This is a genomic window from Actinoplanes sp. G11-F43 (assembly GCF_050589265.1).
Taxonomy (GTDB): Bacteria; Actinomycetota; Actinomycetes; order Mycobacteriales; family Micromonosporaceae; genus Actinoplanes.
Genome location: NZ_JBNZCE010000007.1, coordinates 123,299 through 148,230, shown reverse-complemented (window position 1 = coordinate 148,230; position 24,932 = coordinate 123,299). Strand labels below are relative to the sequence as shown.

At 70.6% G+C, this 24,932-nt stretch carries 21 protein-coding genes; 6 read left to right on the top strand and 15 right to left on the bottom strand.

Features of this window, described 5'->3' with window-relative positions; translation table 11 throughout:
- Positions 1–12: 12 nt before the first annotated feature.
- Positions 13–1,143: a PQQ-binding-like beta-propeller repeat protein gene (locus tag ACQ0O7_RS09030; RefSeq protein ID WP_430781366.1), complete on the top strand. Its 1,131-nt coding sequence runs from the start codon at positions 13–15 to the stop codon at positions 1,141–1,143.
- Positions 1,144–1,149: 6 nt separating this feature from the next.
- On the opposite strand, the gene rlmB is transcribed toward ACQ0O7_RS09030, so the two are convergent.
- Genes rlmB through ACQ0O7_RS09015 form a run of 3 tightly spaced genes read right to left on the bottom strand, consistent with a single transcriptional unit; the run spans position 1,150 to position 5,104 of the window.
- Positions 1,150–2,280, bottom strand: a complete 1,131-nt coding sequence (gene rlmB / locus ACQ0O7_RS09025) for a 23S rRNA (guanosine(2251)-2'-O)-methyltransferase RlmB (protein WP_430781365.1) — start codon at positions 2,278–2,280, stop codon at positions 1,150–1,152.
- A complete protein-coding gene (gene cysS, locus ACQ0O7_RS09020) occupies positions 2,280–3,695 on the bottom strand; it encodes a cysteine--tRNA ligase (protein WP_430781364.1) in 1,416 nt (471 codons plus the stop codon). Before cysS ends, rlmB begins: the two co-directional genes overlap by 1 nt.
- 23 nt (positions 3,696–3,718) lie before the next feature.
- Positions 3,719–5,104 carry a class II fumarate hydratase gene (locus ACQ0O7_RS09015; RefSeq protein ID WP_430781363.1) on the bottom strand — a complete coding sequence of 462 codons (1,386 nt, stop codon included), beginning with the start codon at positions 5,102–5,104 and terminating at the stop codon, positions 3,719–3,721.
- A gap of 128 nt (positions 5,105–5,232) precedes the next feature.
- Between ACQ0O7_RS09015 and ACQ0O7_RS09010 the strand changes: the two genes are divergently transcribed.
- Entirely contained in the window at positions 5,233–5,793 is a 561-nt protein-coding gene (locus ACQ0O7_RS09010) for a hypothetical protein (RefSeq protein WP_430781362.1), read from the top strand.
- Here the strand turns inward: ACQ0O7_RS09010 and ACQ0O7_RS09005 are convergent.
- From ACQ0O7_RS09005 to ACQ0O7_RS08995, 3 genes are all read right to left on the bottom strand, one after another.
- Positions 5,790–7,454, bottom strand: coding sequence for a fumarate hydratase (locus ACQ0O7_RS09005; RefSeq protein WP_430781361.1), 1,665 nt, complete (start codon positions 7,452–7,454; stop codon positions 5,790–5,792). The two genes, ACQ0O7_RS09010 and ACQ0O7_RS09005, sit on opposite strands and share 4 nt — an antisense overlap.
- A 53-nt stretch (positions 7,455–7,507) precedes the next feature.
- Positions 7,508–8,809: a hypothetical protein gene (locus tag ACQ0O7_RS09000; protein ID WP_430781359.1), complete on the bottom strand. Its 1,302-nt coding sequence runs from the start codon at positions 8,807–8,809 to the stop codon at positions 7,508–7,510.
- Between the two features lie 62 nt (positions 8,810–8,871).
- Positions 8,872–9,357: an Lrp/AsnC family transcriptional regulator gene (locus ACQ0O7_RS08995; RefSeq protein ID WP_430781358.1), complete on the bottom strand. Its 486-nt coding sequence runs from the start codon at positions 9,355–9,357 to the stop codon at positions 8,872–8,874.
- Between the two features lie 181 nt (positions 9,358–9,538).
- Between ACQ0O7_RS08995 and ACQ0O7_RS08990 the strand changes: the two genes are divergently transcribed.
- Entirely contained in the window at positions 9,539–10,504 is a 966-nt protein-coding gene (locus tag ACQ0O7_RS08990; RefSeq protein WP_430781356.1) for an RDD family protein, read from the top strand.
- Positions 10,504–11,583 carry a histidinol-phosphate transaminase gene (gene hisC / locus ACQ0O7_RS08985; protein ID WP_430781355.1) on the top strand — a complete coding sequence of 360 codons (1,080 nt, stop codon included), beginning with the start codon at positions 10,504–10,506 and terminating at the stop codon, positions 11,581–11,583. The genes ACQ0O7_RS08990 and hisC overlap by 1 nt, the downstream gene beginning before the upstream one ends.
- Positions 11,584–11,763: 180 nt before the next feature.
- On the opposite strand, the gene ACQ0O7_RS08980 is transcribed toward hisC, so the two are convergent.
- Positions 11,764–12,981, bottom strand: coding sequence for an MFS transporter (locus ACQ0O7_RS08980; protein WP_430781354.1), 1,218 nt, complete (start codon positions 12,979–12,981; stop codon positions 11,764–11,766).
- A 48-nt stretch (positions 12,982–13,029) separates the two neighbouring features.
- Here ACQ0O7_RS08980 and ACQ0O7_RS08975 point away from each other — a divergent pair, with 48 nt between their 5' ends.
- Positions 13,030–14,730 (top strand): ROK family protein, encoded by a 1,701-nt coding sequence (locus ACQ0O7_RS08975; protein ID WP_430781353.1) that lies wholly within the window; start codon positions 13,030–13,032, stop codon positions 14,728–14,730.
- A 242-nt stretch (positions 14,731–14,972) separates the two neighbouring features.
- Here ACQ0O7_RS08975 and ACQ0O7_RS08970 read toward each other — a convergent pair whose 3' ends face one another.
- From ACQ0O7_RS08970 to ACQ0O7_RS08945, 6 genes are all read right to left on the bottom strand, one after another.
- Entirely contained in the window at positions 14,973–16,379 is a 1,407-nt protein-coding gene (locus tag ACQ0O7_RS08970) for a PQQ-binding-like beta-propeller repeat protein (protein WP_430781352.1), read from the bottom strand.
- 157 nt (positions 16,380–16,536) lie between these two features.
- Positions 16,537–17,379: a hypothetical protein gene (locus ACQ0O7_RS08965; protein ID WP_430781351.1), complete on the bottom strand. Its 843-nt coding sequence runs from the start codon at positions 17,377–17,379 to the stop codon at positions 16,537–16,539.
- A gap of 98 nt (positions 17,380–17,477) precedes the next feature.
- Complete coding sequence (locus tag ACQ0O7_RS08960; RefSeq protein WP_430781350.1) at positions 17,478–18,833, bottom strand: hypothetical protein; 1,356 nt, start codon at positions 18,831–18,833, stop codon at positions 17,478–17,480.
- A gap of 18 nt (positions 18,834–18,851) precedes the next feature.
- Positions 18,852–19,340 carry a 2-C-methyl-D-erythritol 2,4-cyclodiphosphate synthase gene (gene ispF / locus ACQ0O7_RS08955; protein ID WP_430781349.1) on the bottom strand — a complete coding sequence of 163 codons (489 nt, stop codon included), beginning with the start codon at positions 19,338–19,340 and terminating at the stop codon, positions 18,852–18,854.
- Between the two features lie 412 nt (positions 19,341–19,752).
- Positions 19,753–20,448, bottom strand: a complete 696-nt coding sequence (ispD, locus tag ACQ0O7_RS08950) for a 2-C-methyl-D-erythritol 4-phosphate cytidylyltransferase (RefSeq protein ID WP_430781348.1) — start codon at positions 20,446–20,448, stop codon at positions 19,753–19,755.
- Between the two features lie 404 nt (positions 20,449–20,852).
- A complete protein-coding gene (locus ACQ0O7_RS08945) occupies positions 20,853–21,338 on the bottom strand; it encodes a CarD family transcriptional regulator (RefSeq protein WP_014447856.1) in 486 nt (161 codons plus the stop codon).
- Positions 21,339–21,688: 350 nt separating this feature from the next.
- Here ACQ0O7_RS08945 and ACQ0O7_RS08940 point away from each other — a divergent pair, with 350 nt between their 5' ends.
- Positions 21,689–22,477, top strand: a complete 789-nt coding sequence (locus ACQ0O7_RS08940; protein ID WP_430781346.1) for a hypothetical protein — start codon at positions 21,689–21,691, stop codon at positions 22,475–22,477.
- Positions 22,478–23,429: 952 nt separating this feature from the next.
- On the opposite strand, the gene ACQ0O7_RS08935 is transcribed toward ACQ0O7_RS08940, so the two are convergent.
- Entirely contained in the window at positions 23,430–23,882 is a 453-nt protein-coding gene (locus ACQ0O7_RS08935) for a DUF6023 family protein (protein WP_430781344.1), read from the bottom strand.
- Positions 23,879–24,904 carry a type III polyketide synthase gene (locus ACQ0O7_RS08930; protein WP_430781386.1) on the bottom strand — a complete coding sequence of 342 codons (1,026 nt, stop codon included), beginning with the start codon at positions 24,902–24,904 and terminating at the stop codon, positions 23,879–23,881. The genes ACQ0O7_RS08935 and ACQ0O7_RS08930 overlap by 4 nt, the downstream gene beginning before the upstream one ends.
- Positions 24,905–24,932: the final 28 nt, after the last annotated feature.

Sequence of the window (24,932 nt, the reverse complement as noted above, 5' to 3'; positions counted from 1 at the left end):
CGTTGATCTTGCGTGAACTCCTTCCTGACAACCGCGGTCGCCGCGGTCCTCGGCGTGCCCACCCCTGCCGTCCCGATCCCGGTCTCCGCCGTCCCGGTCTCGGAGTGGACCCAGACCGGGTACGGACCCGGCCTGACCTTCTACAACCCGGACGAACGCCGGTTGACCGCCGCGACCGTGGACGACATCACCCGGCGCTGGGAGATCCCCACCCACGGCGCGCCGGAGTGTGAGGTCGGGCGGGAACCCCTCGCCGGCTACGGCAACGTCTACACCAGCGATCCCGGCGGGGTCGGCGCCTACGACCCGGCCACCGGTGACCGGCGCTGGCACGTGGAGCTCCGCCGCCGCGGCGTCACCCGGATGGCCCTGTCCGACGGCATCCTGGTCACCCTGAGCTATGCCTGCGACGGCCAGCGCAGCTTCCTGAGCGCGTTCCGGGCCGGCAGCGGGTCCTCGCTCTGGGAGATCGCGTTGAGCGCGCCCTCCCAGGACATGATCGTCGACCGGGGTGTGGTCGTGGTGGACACCCGGCCCGACTACGAGGCGTCGACCGTGGCGCACCGGCTGAGCACCGGCGCGCGGCTGTGGAAGCTGTTCGGCACCCGCGGCGACGGGCTGCTCTCGGCCAACGGCCGGATCCTGCTGCGCACCCAGGGGCAGGGCTCCCGGGTGGTCTCGGTCAGCACCGGCGAGACCCTGTGGCGAACCCCCGGCGACTGGTACGCGGTGGGCAGCTCCCCCGGCGGCGGCCGGTTCTACATCGGCGGCCGCGGCGCCGGGCTGAGCGCCATCGACGCGGCCAACGGCAACCTGGTGTGGGAGTCCACCTGGCCGGCCCCGTCGGTCACCGCCGACGGGGACCGTGTCTACCTGCCCCGGCACCGCAGCGTCCTGTCACTGGACGCGCGGACCGGCCGGAAACTGTGGTCGGTGCATCTGCCGGACGGGGCCGGACAACCGGTCCGGGCCGGTGCGCTGCTCTACAGCCCGGCCGGTCTCGGCGCGCCACTGTCGATCGTCGACGCGGTCACCGGCAAACCCCGGCGCGGCGGCATGCCGAGCAGCGAGAACCACCCGCCGACGGTGGCCGGCGGAAAGCTCTTCCTGACCGACGGCAACCGCCTGCGGGCGTACTTCTGAAACCGCTCAGCCCTGGACGCGGCGGCGGCTCACCTCGGCGAGCGTGACCGCTGCCGCGACACTCGCGTTCAGCGACTCCACGTCGGACGCCATCGGGATGCTGACCCGCAGGTCACAGGTCTCGCCGACGAGCCGGGACAGACCACGGCCCTCGGAGCCGACCACCACGATCAGCGGGCCGACCGCGGCCTCCAGCTCGTACAGCCCGGTCTCGCCGTCGGCGTCCAGGCCGATCGCGGTGAAACCGGCCTTCTGCGCGGCCTTGATCGCCCGGGTCAGGTTGACCACCTGCGACACCGGGACCCGGGCGGCCGCACCGGCGCTGGTGCGCCAGGCGGTCGCGGTGATCCCGGCGGCCCGGCGCTCGGTCATGAACACGCCGTGCCCGCCGAACGCGGCCACCGACCGGATCACCGCCCCCACGTTCCGCGGGTCGGTGATGCCGTCCAGCGCGACCAGCAGCGGCGCGGTCTGCTCCAGAGCCGCGTTGACCAGGTCGTCGAAGTCCTCGTAGGCGAACGGCGGGACCTGCAGGCCGATGCCCTGGTGCAGCACGCCACCGGTCATCCGGTCCAGCTCGTTGCGGCTGATCTCCAGGATCGGGATGCCCCGGTCACCGGCGGTCCGGACGATCTCGGTGACCCGGTCGTCGATGTCGATGCCCTGCGCCACGTAGAGCGCGGTGGCCGGCACCAGCGCGCGCAGCGCCTCCACCACCGGGTTGCGGCCGAGCAGCAGCTCGGGGCCCTCCTTGGTGGGGTTGGACCGGCGGCCCGGCGCGACCCGCGGGCCACGCGGACCGCCACCGCGGACCCCGGCGCCCCGGGCGGTCTGGGTGCGGGTGATGCCCGGCGCCCGGCCACCGCCGCGGCCCCAGGTGGTGTCCTTGGTGCCCGGCTGGCCGACCTTGGGCGCCCGGCCCTCGGCAGCCGCGGCCCGGCGCTCCTTGTCCTGCTTACGAGCGGTCTTCTCGGGCAGTTTCTCGGTGCCCGAGTAGCCCTTGTGCCAGGGGCGCTCGTCGGCGGGCAGGGTCTTGCCCCGGCCCTTGAGCCCGGAGCGGTTCTTCCCGCCCGAGCCGCCCACGGCACCCTTCTTCGAGGTGGTGCGCTTACTCGCGTTGAACGAGTTTCCGGCCATCAGTGCTGCTCTCCTACCGTCCAGCGCGGCCCGGTCGGAGTGTCCTCCACCTGAATACCCGCGTTCTTGAGCTGGTCCCGCACCGAATCGGCGGCCGCCCAGTCCTTACGTGCACGGGCCTGCGCCCGCTGCTCCAGCGCCAGGGCGACCAGGGAGTCGACCACCGGCTTCAGGTCGTTGCCGCCGTCGCCGCCACCCCAGGCGTCGTCCAGCGGGTCGATGCCGAGCACCCCGAGCATGGCCCGGACCGCGGTCAGCGCGCCACGGATGGCCGGCTCGTCCCCGGCGGTCAGGGCGCTGTTGCCCTCCCGCACGGTGTCGTGCACGATCGCCAGCGCGGCCGAGGTGTTCAGATCGTCGTTCATCGCCTCGGCGAACGCCGGCGGCACCGCCTTGGGCCGGCCCTTGCCGACCACCTCGACCGCGCGCTGCACGAAGCCCTCGATCCGCCGGTAGGCGACAGCGGCCTCCCGCAGCGCCTCGTCGGAGTAGTCGATGCGCGACCGGTAGTGCGGGCTGCCCAGGTAGTAGCGCAGCTCGACCGGGCGGACCCCGGCTTCGACCACCGACTCCAGGTCGATCACGTTGCCCAGCGACTTGCTCATCTTGGACTCACCCAGGTTGAGCAGCGCGTGGTGCACCCAGAACCGGGCGAAGCCGAGACCGGCCGCCTTGGACTGGGCCACCTCGTTCTCGTGGTGCGGGAAGGTCAGGTCCAGCCCGCCACCGTGGATGTCGAACTCGTCGCCCAGATAGCGGCGGGCCATCGCCGAGCACTCGATGTGCCAGCCCGGACGGCCCTGACCCCAGGGGGACGGCCAGTACGCGTCCCGCGGCTCGTCCGCCTTCACGCCCTTCCACAGGGCGAAGTCACGGTGGTCGCGCTTGTCACGCGGCGAGGCGTCGCCGGGGTCGCGCATGTCCTCCGGGCGCTGGCCGGACAGCGCGCCGTACTCCCGGTAGGAGAGCACGTCGAAATAGACGTCGGTGCAGTCGCCGCCGGCCGGGTAGGCGTGGCCGCGGTCGATCAGCTCCTGGATCAGCTCGTGCATCTCGGTGATGTGCCCGGTGGCCAGCGGCTCGTAGGTGGGCGGCAGCACGTTGAGCGCCGAGTAGTCCCGGTCCAGGAGGCGCCGGTTCTCGTAGGCGATCGCCCAATACGGCCGCTTCTGCTCGACCGACTTCTCCAGGATCTTGTCGTCCACGTCGGTGACGTTGCGGACGAACGTCACCTCCAGCCCCTCGTGCATCAGCCAGCGGCGCAGCACGTCGTAGTTGACGGCGGAGCGGAGATGGCCGATATGTGGGGAGGACTGCACGGTGACCCCACACAGGTAGATCCCCGCCAGACCGGGCGTCGACGGGACGAAGTCCCGGACCGATCGGGTCGCGGTGTCATACAAGCGCAGAGTCACCGTTAAAGGGTAGCGGTCCGGTCTCAGGGACGCGTCATCCGGAGGACGTCGAGCGCCTCGTCCAGCTGAGCCTCGGTGAGCGTGCCGTTCGCGACATGGCCGCGCTCGATCACCACCTCGCGGATGGTCCGGTTGGTGGCCAGCGCCCGCTTCGCGATCGCGGCCGCCTCGTCATAACCCAGGAACCGGTTGAGCGGGGTGACGATCGACGGCGAACCCTCCGCGTACCCCCGGGTGATCTCCTCGTCCGCCTCCAGACCGGCCACGCACCGGTCGGCGAACAGCCGGGACACCGCGGCCAGCAGCCGGATCGACTCCAGCACGTTGCGGGCCATCACCGGGAGCATCACGTTCAGCTCGAAGTCGCCCTGGGTGCCGGCGAAGGCCACCGTGGCGTCGTTGCCGATGACTTGGGCGGCGACCTGGCGAACCGCCTCGGGGACCACCGGGTTCACCTTGCCCGGCATGATCGACGAGCCGGGCTGGAGGTCGGGCAGCCGCAGCTCGCGCAGGCCGGCCCGGGGCCCGGAACCCATCCACCGGATGTCGTTGGCGATCTTGTAGAGGCCGGCCGCCACCACCCGCAGCTGGCCGGACACCTCGACCAGCGCGTCCCGGGCGCCCTGCGCCTCGAAGTGGTCGCGGGCCTCGGTCAGCGGCAGACCGGTCTGCTCGGCCAGCAGCCGGATCGCGGCGGCGGCGAACCCGGGCGGGGTGTTCACCCCGGTGCCGACCGCGGTGCCGCCGAGCGGCAGCTCACCCAGCCGGGGCAGGGTCGCGGTCAGCCGCTCGACACCGTTGGTGACCTGGCGGGTGTAACCGGAGAACTCCTGCCCCAGGGTGACCGGCGTGGCGTCCATCAGATGGGTGCGGCCGCTCTTCACGACCGTTTCGAAGTCGACCGCCTTGCTCTTGAGTACGCCGGACAGGTGCTCCAGCGCCGGGATCAGGTCCTGACTGACCGCCTCGGTCGCGGCCAGGTGGATCGACGACGGGAAGACGTCGTTGCTGGACTGCGAGGCGTTGACATGATCGTTCGGGTGGACCGGGCGGCCCAGCTCACGGCTGGCGAGGGTGGCGATGACCTCGTTCGCGTTCATGTTGGAGGAGGTGCCGGAGCCGGTCTGGAAGACGTCGACCGGGAACTGGTCGTCATAGCCCCCGTCGGCGACGTGCGCGGCGGCGGTCGCGATCGCGTCGGCCAGATCCTGCTCCAGCACGCCCAGCTCGGCGTTGGCCCGGGCCGCGGCGCCCTTGATCCGGGCCAGCGCCCGGATGTGCGACGGCTCCAGCCCACGGCCGGAGATCGGGAAGTTCTCCACCGCTCGCTGGGTCTGCGCGCGCCACAGCGCGTCGGCGGGCACCTGGACCTCGCCCATCGTGTCGCGTTCGATCCGGAACTCAGTCACCGGTCCATCCTCTCTCGATGAGAGGACAGTCCCCAGTCGGTTGCCTCACAAACAGCGGTTGGACGGGCTCGACATCGTTCCGTACCGTCGGCGGGGTTTGGATGACCCCCGACGATGAGGACCCTCTGATGCGACGCGCCATCCTCGCCGTGATCGCCGGCGGCACGCTACTGACCGGCGCCGCCTGCGACAGTGGTGGAGACTCCGGCGGGGCCGCCGCCCCGACCATCGTCGAGCCGTCGGCCACCGCGCCGTCGCCGTCCCCCTCAGTCTCGCTCGCCCCCGACTACTCGGCCGACACCGCCGAGGTGTGCGGGCGGATCGCCGGATTCCGCAATGCCGCGTTCGCCGAGTTCGGCGTCGAGCTGGGCCGGATGATCGCCAACAAGGAGGCCAAGGAGACCGAGGCCGCGAAGAAGGCGGAGACGGCGGCCGCCACCGAGCTGAAGGCGATCGGCACCCGGATCCGGAAGGAGACCAAGGCCGCCGAGGACCCCGGTCTCCAGGAGGCCGGGGAGACCTCGGCGAAGCGGATCGAGGCCGCCGCGAAGAGCCGGGACTACATCAAGAAGCTGAAGTCGACCAAGGATCTGGACGACTCGCTGACCGACCAGATCGCCGAATGGCTCGACCCGGTCCCCGGTTACTGCACCGGCGGCCCGCTCCCGTCTTCGAGTCCGTCCTCCTAACGGCGGCCGATCGAAAAGACGGGATTCGGTCGGGTCACCTCGGCGAAGAAGTCCTCGCCTTTGTCGTCCACCACGATGAAGGCGGGGAAGTCCTCGACCTCGATCTTCCAGACCGCCTCCATGCCCAGCTCCGGGAACTCCAGCACCTCGACGTGCCGGATGCAGTCCTGGGCCAGCCGGGCCGCCGGGCCGCCGATCGAGCCGAGGTAGAACCCGCCGTGCGCCTGGCAGGAGTCGGTGACCTGCTTCGACCGGTTGCCCTTGGCCAGCATCACCATCGAGCCGCCCTCGGCCTGGAACCGTTCGACGTACGAGTCCATCCGCCCGGCCGTGGTCGGGCCGAAGGAGCCGGACGCGTACCCCTCGGGGGTCTTGGCCGGGCCGGCGTAGTAGACCGCGTGGTCCCGCATGTACTGCGGCATCGGCTGCCCGGCGTCCAGCCGCTCGGCGATCTTGGCGTGCGCGATGTCCCGGGCCACCACCAGCGGGCCGGTCAGCGACAGCCGGGTCTTCACCGGGTATTTGCTCAGCTCGGCCCGGATCTCGGACATCGGCCGGTTCAGGTCGATGTTGACGACCGGTGACTCCTCCAGGTCGACCTCCGGCAGGTAGCGGGCCGGGTCGGTCTCCAGCCGCTCCAGCCAGACACCGGACGGGGTGATCTTGGCGACCGCCTGCCGGTCGGCCGAGCAGGAGACGGCGATCGCCACCGGGCAGGACGCGCCGTGCCGGGGCAGCCGGACCACCCGCACGTCGTGGCAGAAGTACCGCCCGCCGAACTGGGCGCCGATCCCGAAGTCACGGGTCAGCTCCAGCACCGCGGCCTCCAGCTCCAGGTCGCGGAAGCCGTGCGCCTGCATGCTGCCCGCGGTGGGCAGGTTGTCCAGGTATTTCGCGGAGGCCAGCTTCGCGGTCTTCAGCGCGTGCTCGGCGCTGGTGCCGCCGATGACGACGGCCAGGTGGTACGGCGGGCAGGCGCTGGTGCCGATCAGGCGCAGCTTCTCGTCCAGGAACTGCATCATCCGCTGCGGGTTCAGCAGCGCCTTGGTCTCCTGGTAGAGGTACGACTTGTTGGCCGAGCCGCCACCCTTGGCCATGAACAGGAACTTGTACGCGTCCGGCTGGCCGCCCGGGTCCTCCGCGTACAGCTCGATCTGGGCCGGCAGGTTGCTGCCGGTGTTCTTCTCGTCCCACATGGTCAGCGGGGCGAGCTGCGAGTAGCGCAGGTTGAGCCGGGTGTACGCCTGGTAGACGCCGAGGGCGATGGCCGCCTCGTCGGTGCCGTCGGTGAGCACGTGCCGGCCGCGCTTGCCCATCACGATCGCGGTGCCGGTGTCCTGGCACATCGGCAGCACGCCACCGGCCGCGATGTTCGCGTTGCGCAGCAGGTCCATCGCGACGAACCGGTCGTTCGGCGACGCCTTCGGATCGTCGATGATGCCGCGCAGCTGCGCCAGGTGGGCCGGGCGCAGGTAGTGGGCGATGTCGTGCATCGCCTCCGCGGTGAGCTGAGTGAGGGCGGCCGGCTCCACGGTCAGGAATCGTCGCCCGCCCGGACCCTCGACGACGTCCACACCCTCGTCCGTGACCAGGCGGTACTCGGTCTGGTCCGCGCCGGTGGGGAGGAGCGGCGAGTAGCTGAAATCGGCGCCTCTGCTCATGAACGGTCAGCCTATGTCAGCCGGGTGGCGCGATGCGAACCCGTCCCCACGCGTCAGGCGAACGGGACGTACGCCATCTCCCGCCCGGAGACGATGATCATGCCGTTGGCGTGGGTGGCGAAGACCTTCGCTTCGGTACGCACGTCGGCCCGCACCGCCCCACCGGCCAGCGAGAGTGCGGTGGCCCGGCCCTTCGAGGTCACGATCACCGCGTGCGGGGTGAGCGCCGCGCCCACGTCGTCGCCCCGGCCGTCCAGCCGCCACACCACCTTGTCCTTGGTGAACGAGAAGCCCCGTACCGTGTCGCCCTTGTGGATGACCGCGTAGGTGTCGTTCACGGTCAGCACCTTCGACTGTTTGTCGCCGTACCAAAGGTTGCGCCCGTCGTAGCCGTTGATCAGAACCTCCCGGCCGTACGGGTCCACCCCCAGCACCACGTTGTACCCGCCGGCCGGATCGCGGTCCTGGGTGCAGTGCGAGCCGTTGCCGGCGGTCCGCAGGTTGAGCCCGTCGCGCTGCCACACCACCTTGCCGCCCGCCTGCGGGCTGGTCGCGACCACGCCGTAGTAGCAGGTGCCGTCCCGGGCGGCGCCGGTGATCGTCAGGATCCGGCCGCCGACCACCGCGACCCGCTGGTCCCGGGGCGGCTCCACGGTCTGCACCAGCCGGCCGCTGGCGGTGTCGATCACCCGGACCTCGTTGTCGTGCGGCAGGCCGAGCAGTCCGGGCAGCATCGGCGGGCCGGTCACGTCGTCGTCCACGTCGCCGGAGATCAGCCGCCTGGTGTCCGGCAGGTCGGGGTTGGCGGCGTCCAGGACGAAGCCGATGCTGCCCGCGCCGACCGTCCAGAGCTGCTGATTCGTCCGCGGGTCCCAGGCGGTGAGCCGGCAGTCGTCACCGCCGGAGCAGCCCAGGTCCACGATCGCGTCCTGGTACGCCCAGACCGCCGACGCCGTGGTGTCGGCCCGCCGGACGGTGCCGGTGGACGGGTCCAGCACCTGGTAGCCCTTGGTCAGCAGGCGTCCGGTGACCACCACCGCGTTGGCGCCCTTGCCGGCCACCTCGGCCCAGTCGGCGTCCGAGGACCAGAGTTTCACCGCGGCGGTCAGGCCGTACGCCTCGACCGACGTCCGGTATTCGACGATCACCGCGTCCCCGGCCACCGCCACGCTCTGCGGCGAGCCGCTCAGGGTCTGCTGCCAGCGGGTTCCGGCCGCGATCGGGCCGCTGGCGCTGATCCAGGACCACAGCTGGGGAAAGGGGTTCCACACGTTGGTCACGGCCAGCACGGTGATCGCGACCGTGGCGGCGGCGACCACCGAGAGTCCCTTCCACGAAGTGCCGCCGGAGGCCATTCGGGCAGGGTAATGACCTTCGATCCGGGAAGCACCCAGCGCGGAAAGTCCGTGTCGTACGGTTATGCGTGGCTTGCCGCCCGAACCAGGGGCACGGTCCGGTACGGGATCAACTCGGCCAGCGCGATGATCGTGTGCGCCCGCACGATGCCCTCGTAACCGACGATCTGATCGATCACCCGCTGCAGATCGGCGTTCGACCGGGCCACGATCCGGCACAGGATGTCACCACTGCCGGTGATCGTGTGCGCCTCCAGCACCTCGGGGATCTCAGCCAGGTGCCCGGCCACCGCGTCGTGCCCGTACCGCTGACTGATCTCCAGAGTCACGAAGCTCATCACCCCGAACCCGATCGCGTCCGGCGCCACCTCCGGCCCGAACCCCTTGATCGCACCCCGCGCGATCAGCTTGTCCAGCCGCGCCTGCACGGTGCCCCGGGCCACCGACAACCGCCGGGAGAGTTCCAGCACACCGATCCTCGGCTCGGCCGCCAACATCGCGATCAGACGCGCGTCGAGCGGATCCAGTTGGACAGTCTGCTCACCCATCCGGCGAACCTATCGCACCGATTGCACAGGTTGACCAGCCTCGGCCGACACGGTTGCCCGATCCCAACAGGTGCACCACTGTCACCCACATGAGGCGGCCCTGTGACACTGTGATCACACCCTGACGGCCGAGGTGGCAGGCCGCAGGGAAGTGTCAGGCTGTCGTGGTAAAGGTTTGCGCATGAGTTCCGTTTCCGCGGGTTGGTACAAGGACCCGGCCGACCCCAGCACCCAGCGTTACTGGGATGGTGACGGCTGGGTGGGTAAGGCCATCCCGGCCGACGCCGTCCCACCGGACGGGCCGCCCCCGCCGGAGGAGCCGGAACCGCCCGCCGTGCAGACCCCCGCCGTCGAGGCGCCGGTCACGCCCGCCGCTCCTTACCCGTACCAGCAAGCGGGTCAACCCGGAGTGCCGCCCGGCCCGCCGCCCGGATGGGTGCCGCAACCACCGCCCCCGCCCGGCTGGCAGCCCCCACCCGGGATGCAGCCGCCGCCCGGCTGGCAGCCGCAACCCGGCGCACAACCCATGCACGGGTACGCCTACCCCATGCCCGAAGCCCTGCCGCACGGGCTGGCGCTCGCCGGGCTCGGACAGCGGCTGGTCGCCCGGCTCATCGACATCATCGCCGTGTTCCTGCTGAATGTGCTGGTCAACGGCTACTTCGTGTACCTCTACCTGCAAGACTTCACGCCGATCTTCCGGGACTACTACGACCAGGTGATGTCCGGCGCCACCAACCCGGTCATCCAGGAGGCCACCCCGCGGATGTCCACCCTCTCGGTGGCCATCATCATGATCGCGACGCTGCTCTGGCTGGTCTACGAAGCGCCGTCGATCAGCAGCAGCGGGCAGACCCTCGGCAAACGGCTGATGCGGATCCAGGTCGTCGCGGTCGAGAAGACCGGGCAGATCGGCTTCGGCCGGGCCTTCACCCGCTGGGCGCGCCTCGGCATGTGGACGATGTTCTGGTGGTGCTTCATCGGCATGATCGTCCAGTTCCTGATCTCGCTCTCCCCCGTCTTCGACCCCCGGCTGCGGCAGGGCTGGCATGACAAGGCCGCCGGCACCGTCGTGGTGGCCGTGCCGGCCGGCGGCATCCCGATCACCGACGCCGCCACCCGCGACGACCAACCCGGAGGACGCTGATGACCCGGCTCACCCGTGCCGACCTGGACGCGCTGCCCGACTACGTGCCCGGTCGCAACGTCGCCGACCTGGCCCGCGAACTCGGCATCGCCGAAGCGGTCAAACTCGCCAGCAACGAGGTGCCGTACGGCCCGCTCCCCGGCGTCGTCGAAGCCGTCACCGAGGCGGCCCGCACCTCCCACCGGTACCCGGACATGGGCGTCGTCGCACTGCGCGACCGGATCGGCTCGTGGCTCGGCGTCGACCCGGCCCGGGTGGTCACCGGCTGCGGATCGGTGGCGCTCGCCGAGATCCTGGTCAAAGCCACCTGCCTGCCCGGCGACGAGGTGGTCTACTCGTGGCGGTCCTTCGAGGCGTACCCGATCACCGCCGCCGGAGTGGGCGCCACCAGCGTCCGGGTGCCCAACACCGCGGCACACGGGCACGACCTGACCGCCCTCGCCGAAGCGATCACCGACCGGACCCGGCTGGTCTTCGTCTGCAACCCGAACAACCCGACCGGCACCTTCCTGCGCAAGGCCGAAATCGACCGGTTCCTCGCCGGCGTGCCCTCCGACGTGCTGGTGGTGCTCGACGAGGCGTACCGGGAGTTCGTCACCGACCCGGGCGTGCCGGACGGCGTCGACGTCTACGGCGACCGGGCCAACGTGGTCGTGCTGCGCACCATGAGCAAAGCCTGGGGCCTGGCCGGCATGCGAATGGGCTACCTGGTCGCCCAGCCCGAGGTGGCGGCCGCCGTCCGCAAGGTCGTCACCCCGTTCTCCACCAACCTGCTCGCCCAGGCCGCGGCGCTGGCCGCCCTGGACGCCGAGGAGGAGGTGCGGCGGCGCTGCGCCCTGGTCGTGGCCGAACGCGACCGGGTCACCGAGGCGTTGCGCAAACTCGCCCTCGACGTGCCGGACAGCCAGGCCAACTTCGTGTGGCTGCCGCTCGGGGAGCGGACCGCGGCGTTCACCGCGGCCTGCGAGAGCCGGGGTGTCATCGTCCGCGGTTTCCACCCGGAGGGCGTCCGGGTCACCATCGGCACCCCCGACGAGAACGACCTGTTCCTGACCACCGCCGAGGCCGCCCTGCAGTAGCGGTCCCACCCGCGTGCCGCGTTGCGGTCCGATCCGCACCGCAACCGGCCACACGCCCACACCACCACCCGCGTGCCGCGCAGCGGTCCGATCCGCACCGCAACCGGCCACACCCGCCCACACCACCACCCGCGTGCCGCGCAGCGGTCCGATCCGCACCGCAACGGGCCACGCGGTTTCTCAGTGGGCGGCGGCCTCCTCCTCGGTCCGCCGGTGTTCCTCGGGGCTGATCCGGTTCGGGAAGACGCCGCGCCACAGCACCACCACCAGGCATCCGATCACCACCAGCCCGCCGCCCAGCAGCGGCAACGACCCCAGATGCCCGGCGGTGACGAACCGTTCCCCGATGAACGCGCCCCCACCGATCCCGATCTGGAACGCCACCACGTAGACGGCCGACGCCGCGTCCCGTGCGGTCGGCGCCACCCGCAGTGGCGCCGACCCCAGGAAGACCGGAAGCGCGTTGAAGGCGCCACCCCAGACCAGCACCGCGGCGATCGTCCCGACCGGCCCGAGCACCGGCGCCAGTGCCACCATCGACACCGCGGCGGCCGCGCTCAGCCCGATCACGAACGGTCCCGGCCGCCGGTCCACGAACCGGCCCACGATGTAGTTGGCGGCCAGCCCGACCGCGCCGTACCCGAGCAGCAGCGCGCTCAGCGCCGCCCCGTCCAGGCCGGCGTCCCGGCGGACCAGCGGAGCGATGTACGTATAAGTCGTGAAGTGCCCCACCACCAGCACCACGGTGATCACGCACAGCCCGGCGACCCGGCCGTTGCGCAGGATCAGCACCGCGTCCCGCAGCTGCCGGCCCAGTGACGCCGCCCGATCCCGGGGCAGCGGCTGCATCGGTGGCAGCAACATCAGCAGCGCGGCCAGGCAGATCGCCCCGGCGACCGCCATCAGGCCGATCGACAGCCGCCAGCCCAGCCACTGGCCGAGAGCCGTGCCCAGCGGCACACCCAGCACGATGGCCAGCGAGTTCCCGATGAAGACCAGCGAGGTGGCCCGGCCGACCTGCCCCGGCGGGGCGAGCCGCGCGGTGATCGGCCCGATCACCGACCAGAAGACACCGTGCGCGAGCGCGCAGACCAGCCGGGACAGCACCAGCACGAGGAAACTGGGTGCCAGGGCGGCGGCTGCCTGTGAGACGACGAAGATCGCTACGGTTGCGGCGAGCAGTGTGTGCCGGGGCAGCCGCATGGTGAGCGCGGTGAGCGGGATGGTGCTCACCGCGGCGACCACGGCATAGCTGGTGAGCAGCAGCCCGACCTGCGCCTCGGTGACGTCGAGGCCGGCCGAGATCTGCGGGAGGAGACCGACGGGCAGGGTCTCCGCGGTGACGTAGCAGAAGGTGGAGGTGCCGAGGACGACGAGCGCCGGGCGGTTGAGTCTCACACCTCGCACAATAAGCTCTTCGGAAGAGCATAAAAAGGGAGTACCTCTGTGACGACGCGCTCCACCGAGCTTCTCCGGGCCGTACACCGCAATCCCGGTGTCACCCGCGCCGACGCCGCACGCCTCCTCGGCATCGGGACCGGCGCCGCCACCGAACTCGTCACCAAACTCAGCCGGGCCGCCCTCCTCACCCAGGCGCCCGCGGCTCCGAGTGGCACGCGCGGCCGGCCCACCACGGTGCTGCTGCCCCACCCCGACGGTCCGTTGGTGCTGGCGGTGGCGATCACCCACGAGGCGTGGCGGCTGGACGTGGTCGAGTTGGGCGGCGCCACCGTCACCTCCGTCTCCGAACGACACCGGCACGCGCCGTGGGCCGAGGTCCGCGAGGCGGTCGCGGCCGCCGTCAAGGAACAACATGCCCGGTACGGTCCCCGAATCCGCGCCGTCGGCATCTCAGTCCCCGGCCCCGTCTCCCGAACTCTCCACTTGAACGCCTTCCAATCCGACTGGCACGGCATCGACCTGACTGAGTTGTGGCCCGCCCCACACGTGGAACCCTCGGACGTCCCCCAGCCCACCGCACCCGTCACGACTCCAGGTCCCACCACGCCCCCGCCCGCGGCGTCCTCCCACGCGACGCCCGAGTCGGCATCTCCCCCACTCGCGGCATCCCTGCCCGAGCCGCCACCGTTCGCAGCGTCCCAGCCGACGGATGTGCCGACCGCCGGTTCCGCGGTTCTGATCGCGGGCAACGACGCCACTCTCGCCGCCACCGCCGAACATCTGCACGGCGCCGCGGCGGGAGCCTCGGTGGCCCTGCACCTGCGCATCGAATCCGGCCTCGGCGGCGCGGTGATCGACAACGGCCGCCCGGTCATCGGAGCCCGCAACGCGGCCGGCGAGTTCGGCCACATGCCGTTCGGCAACCCCGAGATCAAATGCGCCTGCGGCGCCAACGGCTGCTGGGGTACGGCCATCGACGGCACCGCCATGGCCCGCCTCCTGGGCGAACCTCCACCCCGGGACCCGGTGTCCTACGCCCGCCGGGTGATAGCCACCGCAGCCCGCGCCCTGTCATCCCAGCGCGCCCGCCAGGACTTGGCCGGCCTGCCCCCACCCGCCGTCGCCGAAAGCCCCACCCCCAGCACCCGAAGCCCAGAGTCCACCAGTCCTTCTCACTCCTCCAACAGTTCCTCCCACCATTCCGACGGGCCATCGCATCCGTCCAGCAGTACCCCTCACCGCTCCGACGGGCCATCGCACCCGCCTAGCAGCAGCTCCGCGCACCCCACCGACGGGCCGTCGCACCTGATCAGCAGTTCCTCGTACCTCGCCGACAGGTCTTCACACCCGTCCAGTAGCTCCGTGCACCCCACCGACGGACCCTTCCGCCTCTCCGGCGGGCCCTTGCGCCCCTCCGGAAGCTCCTACAGCTCGGGCGAAGCCGGACCCGACATCGCCCCCGAAGCCGCCCTCAGAGCCGTCGAAACCGTCGGCACCGCCCTGGGCAGAGGCATAGCCGGCCTGGTCAACGCCCTGGACGTAGACCTGGTAACGCTGGGCGGCCTGGGCCCCGATCTATTGGCCACAGTCCCCGAAGCGATCAACACCGCCTACCGCGACGGCCTGATGACCATCCACCGGGACGCGCCACCCCCGGTACTCCCCGCCGCCCTACCCGACGACGAGGGCCCCATCGTCGGCGCCGCCGAGGAGGCATGGGCCGCCCTCTTCCCCCACTTGGCCTGACCGAGCCGCAGCTCATCCCTGAGCTGTTGCCGGGCCGACGGGATCATCACAACCACCCCAAAAGCCATCGCCCGCCGCCACTCACTGCCACCACCGCGGGCCCCAACCACCTCGTCATGCCCGCGCTGCCACCACAGCCACAACCACCTCGTCATGCCCGCTGCCTCTACTTACCGCAACCCACGCACTCTCCGCAGCCAAGGACCGACCCCCGCGGCCACGGGGCCGGCCATCGGTGCTGGTCAGCGGGGCAGCGCGGCGACCAGAACCGTGTCGACGGTGTGGTAGTACAGCGGCGACTCCGGATCGTCGGGCCCGTCCTCGTTGAGCCGCTCGATCCCCAGGAAGCCATCGGTCACGTGATACCTCCCCGCCTTCCAGTCAGTGCTGTCCTTGAGCATCGCCAGCGGGAACGCGAACCGAACCGTGCCCGTCCGCGCATCCACCCCGGTCAGCCGATTCTCCGGGCTCAGCAGCAACACCGTTCCCGATGATTCTCCCAGAACACGGGCCGGCCCAGGAGTTATCCACAATGCCGCTCCATCCACAGTCCGCCCGACGACCGCTTCCGAAACGGAGGAGGATGGGCTCACCCCGGAGGGACCAGACGAAACAACCGGCCCTGGAGAGCCAGACAGAGAAGAGGCCGACGCAGCAGAGCCTGGTGTGGGAGAGGCCGACGCGGAGAAGGCCGGTGCAGATGAAGCCGGTGCAGGAGAGGTCGGCGCAGAGGGAATCGGCGCAGAAGAAGCCGACGCGAACGAGGAATCAGGCGACGGAGCAGATGAAGGAACTGATGAGGGAGCTGACGGCAGCTCCGCGCTGGAGACAGTGGAGATGACGACACCTGCGGCGATGGTGGCGCCGGGGTCGTCGAGAGCCGGAGCACGGCGAGGCTGAGCCGCGGTGGCGAGCCAGCCCTGACCGGAGCCGTCCCGGAAACCGGCACAGCCGGAGGTGACGCAGCCGACCGGGCTGTAGGGAGCGGCAGGCCAGCCGCCGACCGGAGTGCCCGACAAGACGTCGTAGGCGCCGGTCGCACACAGATACGCGCCGCCGGTGGTGGTGAAGCCGTCCGCGCACTCGGCCGGGACGGCGGTCTTCCAGAGCACTGAGCCGGTGCTCAGGTCGTACCCCACCAGGTCTTGATCCTGGGTGACCACGACGACACCGCCGGCGAGGCGCAGACCCGGCGGGTCCCAGACCGTGGCGGCGCCGGTCCGGTGCCCAGAGTAACCGGGCGCGGCCGGGCCGTCGGCACGCCAGACGACCTCACCGGTGCGGGCGTCAACGGCCACGATCTTGCCGTCGGACCACCGGCTGACCACCGTGGTACCGCTCGCGACCACCGCGCTGAGCTGCTCGGGCCAGCGGCGATACGACCAGAGCGCGGTGTAGACCTGCTCCGCGGTGACCGGCCCGTCGGCGCGGACCTGGTTCTTCGCGGCGTAGACGCGGACCCGGCCGTCGACGATCAGCGGCGCCACGCTGAGACGGCTCGAGACGCCCGACGTCGGTGCGGGGGCAGGAGGGTACGGCTCGGTCGCCGGCGCCGAAAGCTCGGTCGGCGCCAGCACACGCCAGCCGATCAGGCCGCTCACCACCAGCAGTAGTGCGGCCGCCAGGATTCGCAGCAGCACCCGGGTCACGGTCTGAATTATTCCAAATCAGCGCGCGACGCCCCGGCACCGGTCGGTTTCGTGCCCCAGGTCACGCCTACGGCTACCCTTTGACAACTACACAGTGACTCGGCCGGACAGGCCCCTGGACCGCATCCTCGCGCGTCGACTCACCCGGCACCAGCGTCTACTCGTAACCGCCGTTGATCAGCCCCAGACGGACCAGCTCGGTCAACGGCTCCACCACATTGGCCGCGCCGAAACCGACGAACAGTGGGCGGGGGCCGTTCCGGTGGGCGCGCGCCGGTTCCACCAGCGGGACCGGATGGGTGGCCGCCAACACTTCGGCTACCTCGGCCACCTCGCCACCGCCAGCCGCGATCACGGTCGCGACCAGGACGTTCAGGAAGCCGTGATGGGTGAAACCGGTCTCCGGGTCGGTATGACGGGTGGCGTGCCGCAGACCGGCGGCCAGCTTGAACGGCAGTTCCCGGTCACGGCAGGCGCAGATCACTGCGGCCAGTTCGACGGGGGTGGGGAAGAGTTCCGCGGCGAGGCCTCCGACCCGGAACTTCGGGGCGATCGGCAACCCACCGGACCGGGCCTCGGCAACGCCGTCGAGGGCGGAGAGGAGACCCCAGCTGAGGGGGATCTCGGCGTACAACGGCAGGCCCGCCTGCGTGGCGGCGAAGGAGCACAGCGAGGCGAGTCCGGGCTGCGGGTCCTCGCCGCGGCGGGCGACCGCTGCCTCGATGTGCTGGACGACGACGCCCGAGGCGCGCAGCTTCTCCACCGTCGCGGGCAGGGAAGCGGCCGGCACGTCGCCGATCAGACCGGCCGACAGCCGGGGGACCGCCTCGGTGCCGACGACCGAGGCGGGGATGAGAAGGGAGCCGAGCAGTCCGCGATACCACGCCGTGGCGTGCTCATGGTGTTTCGCGACGGCGTCGGCCAGGCCGACCGGGCTGGGCGGGAGCAGGGAGGCGTCATCGACCAGCCCGGCGTAGAGCGGAGGCACCATCGTCGACACGATCCGAACCTAATGGACTCCGCGAGAAACGGACAACCACGTCCGGAATGTCACTTTTCCGAGGACGCGCTTCGGTAGCGGCTGTCGCGAGCGTGGTCTCAGCCTCGGCGCGACATGAGAACCAGCAGTTCAGCGACCACTGCGACGACCATTCCGGCGACCAGTGGGACCAGACCGCCGATCACCGCGTACGCCAGCAGGAACAGTGGCGCCGCGAAAGTCAGATAGACGGCTGCCGCCAGTCCACGGTCCGCGGAGCGGAGCCGGGGCAGGACGACGGAGACCGGCTCGGGCAGCCGGCTACGGAACCAGAACAGCACCGCACCGAAGATCAGCACCGCCATCAGGCCGGCCCACACCCGGGAGATGCCGGGGCTGATCGCGGTCATCGCGGCGGCCAGCACCCCGGCGACCAGGGTGCCGCCGGCCGCGTAGCGGGCGCTCTCCTGGACAGCCGTCGCCGAGTCCTCGGAGATGTCCAGCACCGGACGAGACGGCAGGGTGACCGGAATCTCCGGGAAGGCGGCCGGGCCAGCCGGAACGGAGGACCGGCCGGTAGTCCCGTCAGCGGGCCGAGCGAACGGATCGGACTCGGCGGAAGAGCCGGACCGATCGGACACCCCGGACGGGTCAGGCCGGTCGGAGGAGGCCCCAGCGGAGCCGGTGCGGTCGATTGCCCCGGCGGAGTCGGTCCGGTCAAAGGCTCCAGCCGGGTCGGTCCGATCGGAGGCCCCAGTGGAGTCGGTGCGGTCAGCGGCCCCAGCGGAGCCGGGCCGGCCGGGGGCGGCGGTCGGGTCGCCGGGGTTGGCCGGGCTGGCCGTACCGAGCGAGGCCTCCTCAGCCAGGCCCTCGATGGCCCGCGCCCAGCGCCGGCGCTCCAAACGGACGATGCCGACGTCACGACCCGCATCACCGATCGCGGAGTCGAGGTCGAGTGCCTCCCCGTACGCCCGCTGGGCCAGGTCGAACAACCGCAACCGGGCCGCCACCACCGCGAGGACCAGGTGGGCCTCGGCGTCCTTGGGCGCGACACGGACACCGTTCCAGGCCGCGTTCAGCGCCTCCTGGCCGTTGCGCGACTCGCTGAGCAGGGCGGCGCCGGTCCGTTGTGCGTAGGCGTCGTCGGGCCAGGTCCGCAGGATCACCGCGGCGATCCGGGCGGCGTCGACATAACGCCTGCTGTCGATGAGCGCCATGGCATGCACCACGAGCACCGGCAGAGCCTGTGGCTCGGCAGCCGCGGCGCGCTCGGCGGCGGCCAGCGCCTCAGCCGGCTGGGCGGCGGCCAGGTGGATGCGCGCCAGCGTCGACAGCAGTGCTGCCTCCCGCGGCGCGGTGGTCAGTCCGGCCGCGATCTCGTCGGCGGCCTCGTCGTAACGGCCGAGGTCGGCGAAGAGCAGGGCGCGCTGGCGGTGCTCTTCCGGGGTGGTGTCGGGCTCCAAGGGGGCGGGCACGATGCGAGCGTAGGCGGTCTAGCTGGAAAACGATTGAGTGGCGTACACCAAGGCGACCGCGGTACCGGCCAAACCCTCCCCACGGCCGGTGAGACCGAGCCCATCGGTGGTGGTGCCGGCCACTGTCACCGGGGCACCGACCGCTTCGGAGAGGGTCTTCTCCGCTTCGGCCCGGCGCTTGCCGATCTTCGGACGGTTGCCGATCACCTGGACGGAGACGTTGCCGATCTCGTAGCCGGCCGCCCGCACCCGCCGGGCCGTCTCGGTGAGCAGGGTGACACCGGAGGCGCCTGCCCACTCGGGACGGCTGGTGCCGTAATTGCTGCCCAGATCCCCGAGCCCGGCGGCGGAGAGAAGCGCGTCACAGGCGGCGTGCGCGGCCACGTCGGCGTCCGAGTGCCCGGCCAGTCCCGGCTCATCCGGCCAGTGCAGCCCGGCGACCCAGCAGGGCCGCTCCGGATCGAAGGCGTGAACGTCGGTGCCGATGCCAACCCGCGGAGTGATCACGCCCACCACCCTAATTTCACCCCCGCCCACCACAGCAAGGCGGAGAAGAATCGACCCGCAACGGGCACCCGACGAAAGAATCGACGCGCAACGGGCACCCGACGGAAGAAACGACCCGCAATGGGCACCCCACGGTAGAAACGACCCGCAACGGGCACCCCACGGTAGAAACGACCCGCAACGGGCACCCCACGGTAGAAACAGCCCGGAACGGGCACCCGGCGGTAGAACCGGCCCAAGCCCCGAGGGCCTGATGCCGTAGGCAAACAACATCCCAGGGCAACGGGCGCACAAACCCCGGACAGCGGGCGCATGGCAGCAGGACAACGTCCGCGGCAAAGGTCAGATCGTGTGGCGATCTGCGGCCCGATTCGGACCGGGAGTCGGCACTCGATCCCGGATCCCGGCTGCTCTAGCCGGGCGACGCCAGGGTCAGCAGGTGGGTGGCGACGGCCAGATCGATGGGGCGGGTGATCTTCAGGGCCAGGTCCGAACCGGGAACGCAGATGACATGATGGCCGATCTTCTCGACCGCACCGGCGTCGTCGGTGTGTGAGTCGGCGGCTGCGGCATGGGCGGCTCGCAGCAACGCGGCGTCGAAGCCCTGCGGGGTCTGCACGGCGCGCAGTACCGACCGGTCGACGGTGCCCAGGACCCGCTCACCCGCATCGACCTCCTTGATCGTGTCGACGACCGGGAGTGTCGGGATGACCGCCCCGGCACCGTCACGGACCGTAGCGGCCACCCGTTCGAACAGGTCGGAGGGAGCGAGGCAACGGGCCGCGTCGTGGACCAGCACGATGCCGATGTCGTCAGGTACCGCGGCCAGGGCGGCAGACACCGAATCCTGCCGTTCGGCGCCGCCGGGCACCACGGTGACCGGTGCGACCGGGGTGAGCAGGGTGCGCACGGCATCGACGTCAGCCGGCGGGGCTGCGACCACGATCATCCGGACCGACGTGGCGGCGGCCGCCCGCCGGACGGCGTGCACCAGCAGTGGTTCGCCGTCGAGCAGGCGCAGCGCCTTGGGTGCGCCGGGCCCGAGCCGGACCCCGGCCCCCGCGGCCGGAATGACGACGGCGACATCACCACGGGCATCAAGCGACACGACAGACCTCGGAAGAAGAACGAATCACGGAATGCGGGCGGGCCGCCCCGGCAGGAGAGCGGAACTCAGCTAAAGCGCAGATCTCCCGAGAAGCGGCACGAGCACGAGGAGAAACAAGAATCTCGGCACCATCGCCCGCTTCAAGCGACATAGCGGAATCAACGCCCAAGTCCCTAACGGAAGCAGCGAAAGCAGAAGCGGCGGCAGTGGAGGCAGAAGCAGCGGAAGCGGAAGCGGCGGCAACGGCGGCAGCAGCAGCGGCAACGGCAACGGCAATGATGGGAACAACGGAAACGACGACGGCGACGTCACCGCGAGCATGGAGCTTCGCAGTCACGTCGCCGTCGTTGTCGCCGGACACACGTAGTGAGTCAGACACAGTGAAGAGGGATGGCGTCGATGGATCAGGCCTCGGTGAGGACCTTGTCGAGCAGGACCTCGGCCTCATCCTTGGTGCTCTTCTCAGCGAGGGCAACCTCGCCGACCAGAATGTCACGGGCCTTGGCAAGCATCCGCTTCTCACCCGCCGAAAGACCACGCTCACGCTCACGACGCCAAAGGTCACGAACAACTTCCGCGACCTTGAGCGGGTTGCCGGAAGCGAGCTTCTCCAGGTTGGCCTTGTAGCGCCGCGACCAGTTGGTCGGCTCCTCGGTGTGCGGAGCGCGGAGGACGTCGAAGACCTTACCCAGGCCTTCCTCGCCAACCACTTCGCGCACGCCGACTTCCTCGGCGTTCTCAGCGGGCACTCGAACAGTCAGATCGCCCTGGGCGACACGCAGAACGAGGTACTGCCTTTCAACGCCCTTGATGACCCTAGTCTCGATTGCCTCGATGAGTGCGGCCCCGTGGTGGGGGTAAACAACGGTCTCGCCGACACTGAAAACCATAGGTTCGAAACCCCTTTCGCTGTGTCTAGGGTAACACGCTCAGCCGCCGCTGTCTCGCCCTGACGGTCACTGTTAGTGCAGCTCAGAGGCCATGTGACGGGGCTTTCTACCGCTTGACAGCAAAGCGAGAAGCTGCCTAAGTTACGCAAAGTGACAACCCTGTCACCGGCTTTACCGGCCAACCCGTGCGAACCAAGTCGGGAATTCCGGACCTGATGGCTTTGTCAGATCAAGCTTATCGCTAAGGTCCGCATCGGTGCACCACTGGCGATGCGGCCTCACGTGGGGGAGGCTGGACGGAAGTTCCCCGACCGAAGCAAGATCTGGTCGGCCAGGGGGGAGGTTGAGTCATGGCTGGCGCGAGCGACAACGGCGGCAGGCCGCCCGGGGGCGGTTCCCCCGACGACTTCGACGGCTTCCCGGACTTCCCCGAGGAGTGGGGCGTCATCGTCATCCCCGACGACCTCTCCGAGCTCTCCGAGGAGGTCGAGGCGGTCCGCGCCGAGCTGCGCACCGGCCCGCCGCTGACCCGCTGGCAGCTCTTCGCCCGGCGGCCGGCGATCCGCCGGGTGCGCCGGTTCGGCGCGCTGCTGGTCCGCACGCCCGCGTTGATCATCTCGGTGGCGGTTCTGGTCACCATCGCGAGCCTCTTCGCCTCGGCGTGGCCCGGCCCGGCCCGGCAGCCGGCCACCCAGCGCACCGGCGGCACCACCGAGGCGCGCCCCAGCGAGCTGCCCGCACTCGACCTGATCGGCGCCGACGGGCGGAACATCGCGCTCCGCGGCCGGCATCCCGCGGTGCTGCTGCTCACCGACGGTTGCGACTGCGCGAAGCTGCTCGACGACACGGTGGCCGCCGTCGACCCCGACGTCACGGTCATGGTGATCACTACGGCCTCCTCCGCACCGAGCCCGTCGGCCGCCGCGGGCGTGCTGCCCACCGCCCGCACGCCCCAGGCGAGTGGAAAGACCGTTCTCCCTCTGCACGACCCGACCGACGAACTCCGCGACGGCCTGGGCCTCTCCGCCCCGGACGGGACAGCAGCGGTCATCCTGATCGACAAAGCCGGAAAAATCGTCCGGATCAACCCCCGCACCGCCTCCATCGAGACGATCCGCCCCGACCTGGCCCGCCTTTAAAAGAGCAACACCATTTTCCGGTACGGACCAAGGGCCGAGCGGATCCACCACTCCCGTGGCATCACGCGATGTCCGCGCGGCTCCAGGTATCCGCCCGACCGCCGGGCTGATGCGCCGGGTCACCGGAATGAAAGGCTGACCCGCCGGTTCCTCGCGATATGACGAGGCCGATCCAGCGCCTACCGTCACGGGAGGCCGATCCCGCAGCTCACCGTCGCGGGAGGCCGATCCGGCGCCTGCCATCACGGGAGACCGATACCACAGCTCGCCGTCACGGGAGGCCGATCCGGCAGCTCACCGTCACGGGAGACCCATCCGGCAACTCACGATCTTGAACAGCCATCGTGAAGAGGCCGATCTGGCGGCTTGCCGAGGGGGAACGGCTGGTCGAGCGGTTCGCCAGCCAGCAGTGGCTGATTCAGTGGCCCCTGGCACGGAGGCTGACGGAGAGGAGCGCGGGCAAGAGGATCCGATGCGTAGGCCCTCGGGTATAAACGCCGAACGCGAGGGTCCACCGACGCTGGCGGCCTTCGGCGGGTAACGCAAAAGGAACCCGACGCGACGAGCCCTGGCAGAAAAAGTGTGATGGGCGCAGGCGGGCAGGCTGATAGGCCGGAAGCGATGCGTCAGGCTGCCCCGCGGCGAGACGGATCTGATGGGTGCGGCCAGCGTGACGGAATAGGGCATGGCGGGCAAGGCTGGCCTGGCGGGCAAGGCAGGCGTGACGGGCAAGGCAGGCGTGACGATCATGCGGGCACGACGTGCGTGGCGGGCACAAACGTGCATGGCAGGCGTGGAGAGCAAGGCGGGCGTGACCGGCGTGACGGGTTCGCATGCGGGCGTTAACCCGAGCGGACCGGACCCCGGGTGCCGAGGCAGCGACGAAAGCCGCCGGCACGGAGAGTGAAGACGCCGATGTCGACGGCCGGCGACGGGAAGTCGGTGGGTGGATTCACCCGTTCGAGCGCTGCAACGCGTACCGGAAGATCACCGGGCCGGAGGATTCGACGGTGACGGCGAGGTGGAGTTCGCGGGCCAGGCCGACCCGGAAGACCTCGGGCGTCCGGGAGCCGGAGCAGCGCACGCCCCGCCCGGAGTCGCTGACCCCGAAGCTGACCCGGATGCGGCTGCCGCTGTCGCCGGCGCACACCACCGAGACCAGGAACTCGCCCCGGGCGACCTCGACCGACTCCTCGTGCGGGGACTCCGCGGACAGCGCGACCGTGTTGACCCGCTCCTGGTCGCCGATGTCGGGGAGCAGCTGCTCGGCGGTCCGGCGCCAGCCCAGCATGCGCTCGTCGACGACCTGGCGTGGTGCGGCCCGCCACCACCACACCAAGCCGATCATCATGATCGATGTAGCCAGTGCGTAGAGCAGCAGGCCACGTCCCCGTTCGCCGGTCACGCAGTGAGAGTAGAGCCCGTCAGGAGGGTGACATAGAGGGTGAGGCCGGGGCCGAACGCGAGCATCACGATCGACGTCGGCGGGACCGGCCGGCGGCGTAGTTCGTCGAGAACGAGCAGCACGGTGGGTGAGGAGCAGTTCCCGTACGCGGCGAGTACCCCACGGGACGGCGCCATCGCCGCCTCGTCGAGTCCGAGCCGCTCCTGAACCACGTCGAGGATCTTGGGCCCGCCGGGGTGGACGGCCCAGCCGCCGACATCGGCGATGCCCAGGCCGTGCCGCCCCAGCACGGCCAGGACCAGCTCCCGGACGTGTCTGGCGAGCACCGTCGGCACCTTCGGGGACAGGCCCATCCGAAACCCGAGATCAGTGATCTCCCAGGTCATGTGATCAGCTGTGGAGGTGTCGGTGATCGCGGCGACCTCGCGTACGGCGTACCCACGATCGGTTTGCGGGGTGACCACGACGGCGGCTGCGGCGTCCGAGAAGAGCGCGTGCGAGACGATCTGCTGGATGTCCGTCCGCGCCGCGGGCGGTTGCAGATGAAGGCTGGTGAGTTCGGCGCAGAGCAGCAGCCCCGGCCGGCCCCGGGCGGTCACGTAGTCGCCGACCGCCCCCAATCCCGGTAACGCCGCGTAACAACCCATGTGGCCGATGAAGAGTCGTTGCACGCTCGGTGACATGCCGAGGTCCCGGGCGAGGAGGATGTCGAGTCCGGGGGTGGCGTAGCCGGTACAGGAGCAGACCGCGAAAAAGCCCAGATCGCCCGCGGTGAGTCCGGCGTCGGCCAGCGCCCGGCCGACCGCCGCCTTGCCGAGTGGGATCGCCTCGGCCTGGTAGCGGCGCATCCGCTGCTCGGTGGACCAGCCGGCCACGTCGTCCAGCAGCGGGCTGACCACGGTCTGCCGGGTGTGCACCCCGGAGTTGGCGAAGATCCGCTCGGCGAGCGCCTGGCGTGGACCGGACCAGTGCCGGCTGAAGAACCCGGTCCACAGCTCGTCCTGCCGGATCGGCGGAGGCATCGCCACCCCGACGCCGGAGATGAACGGG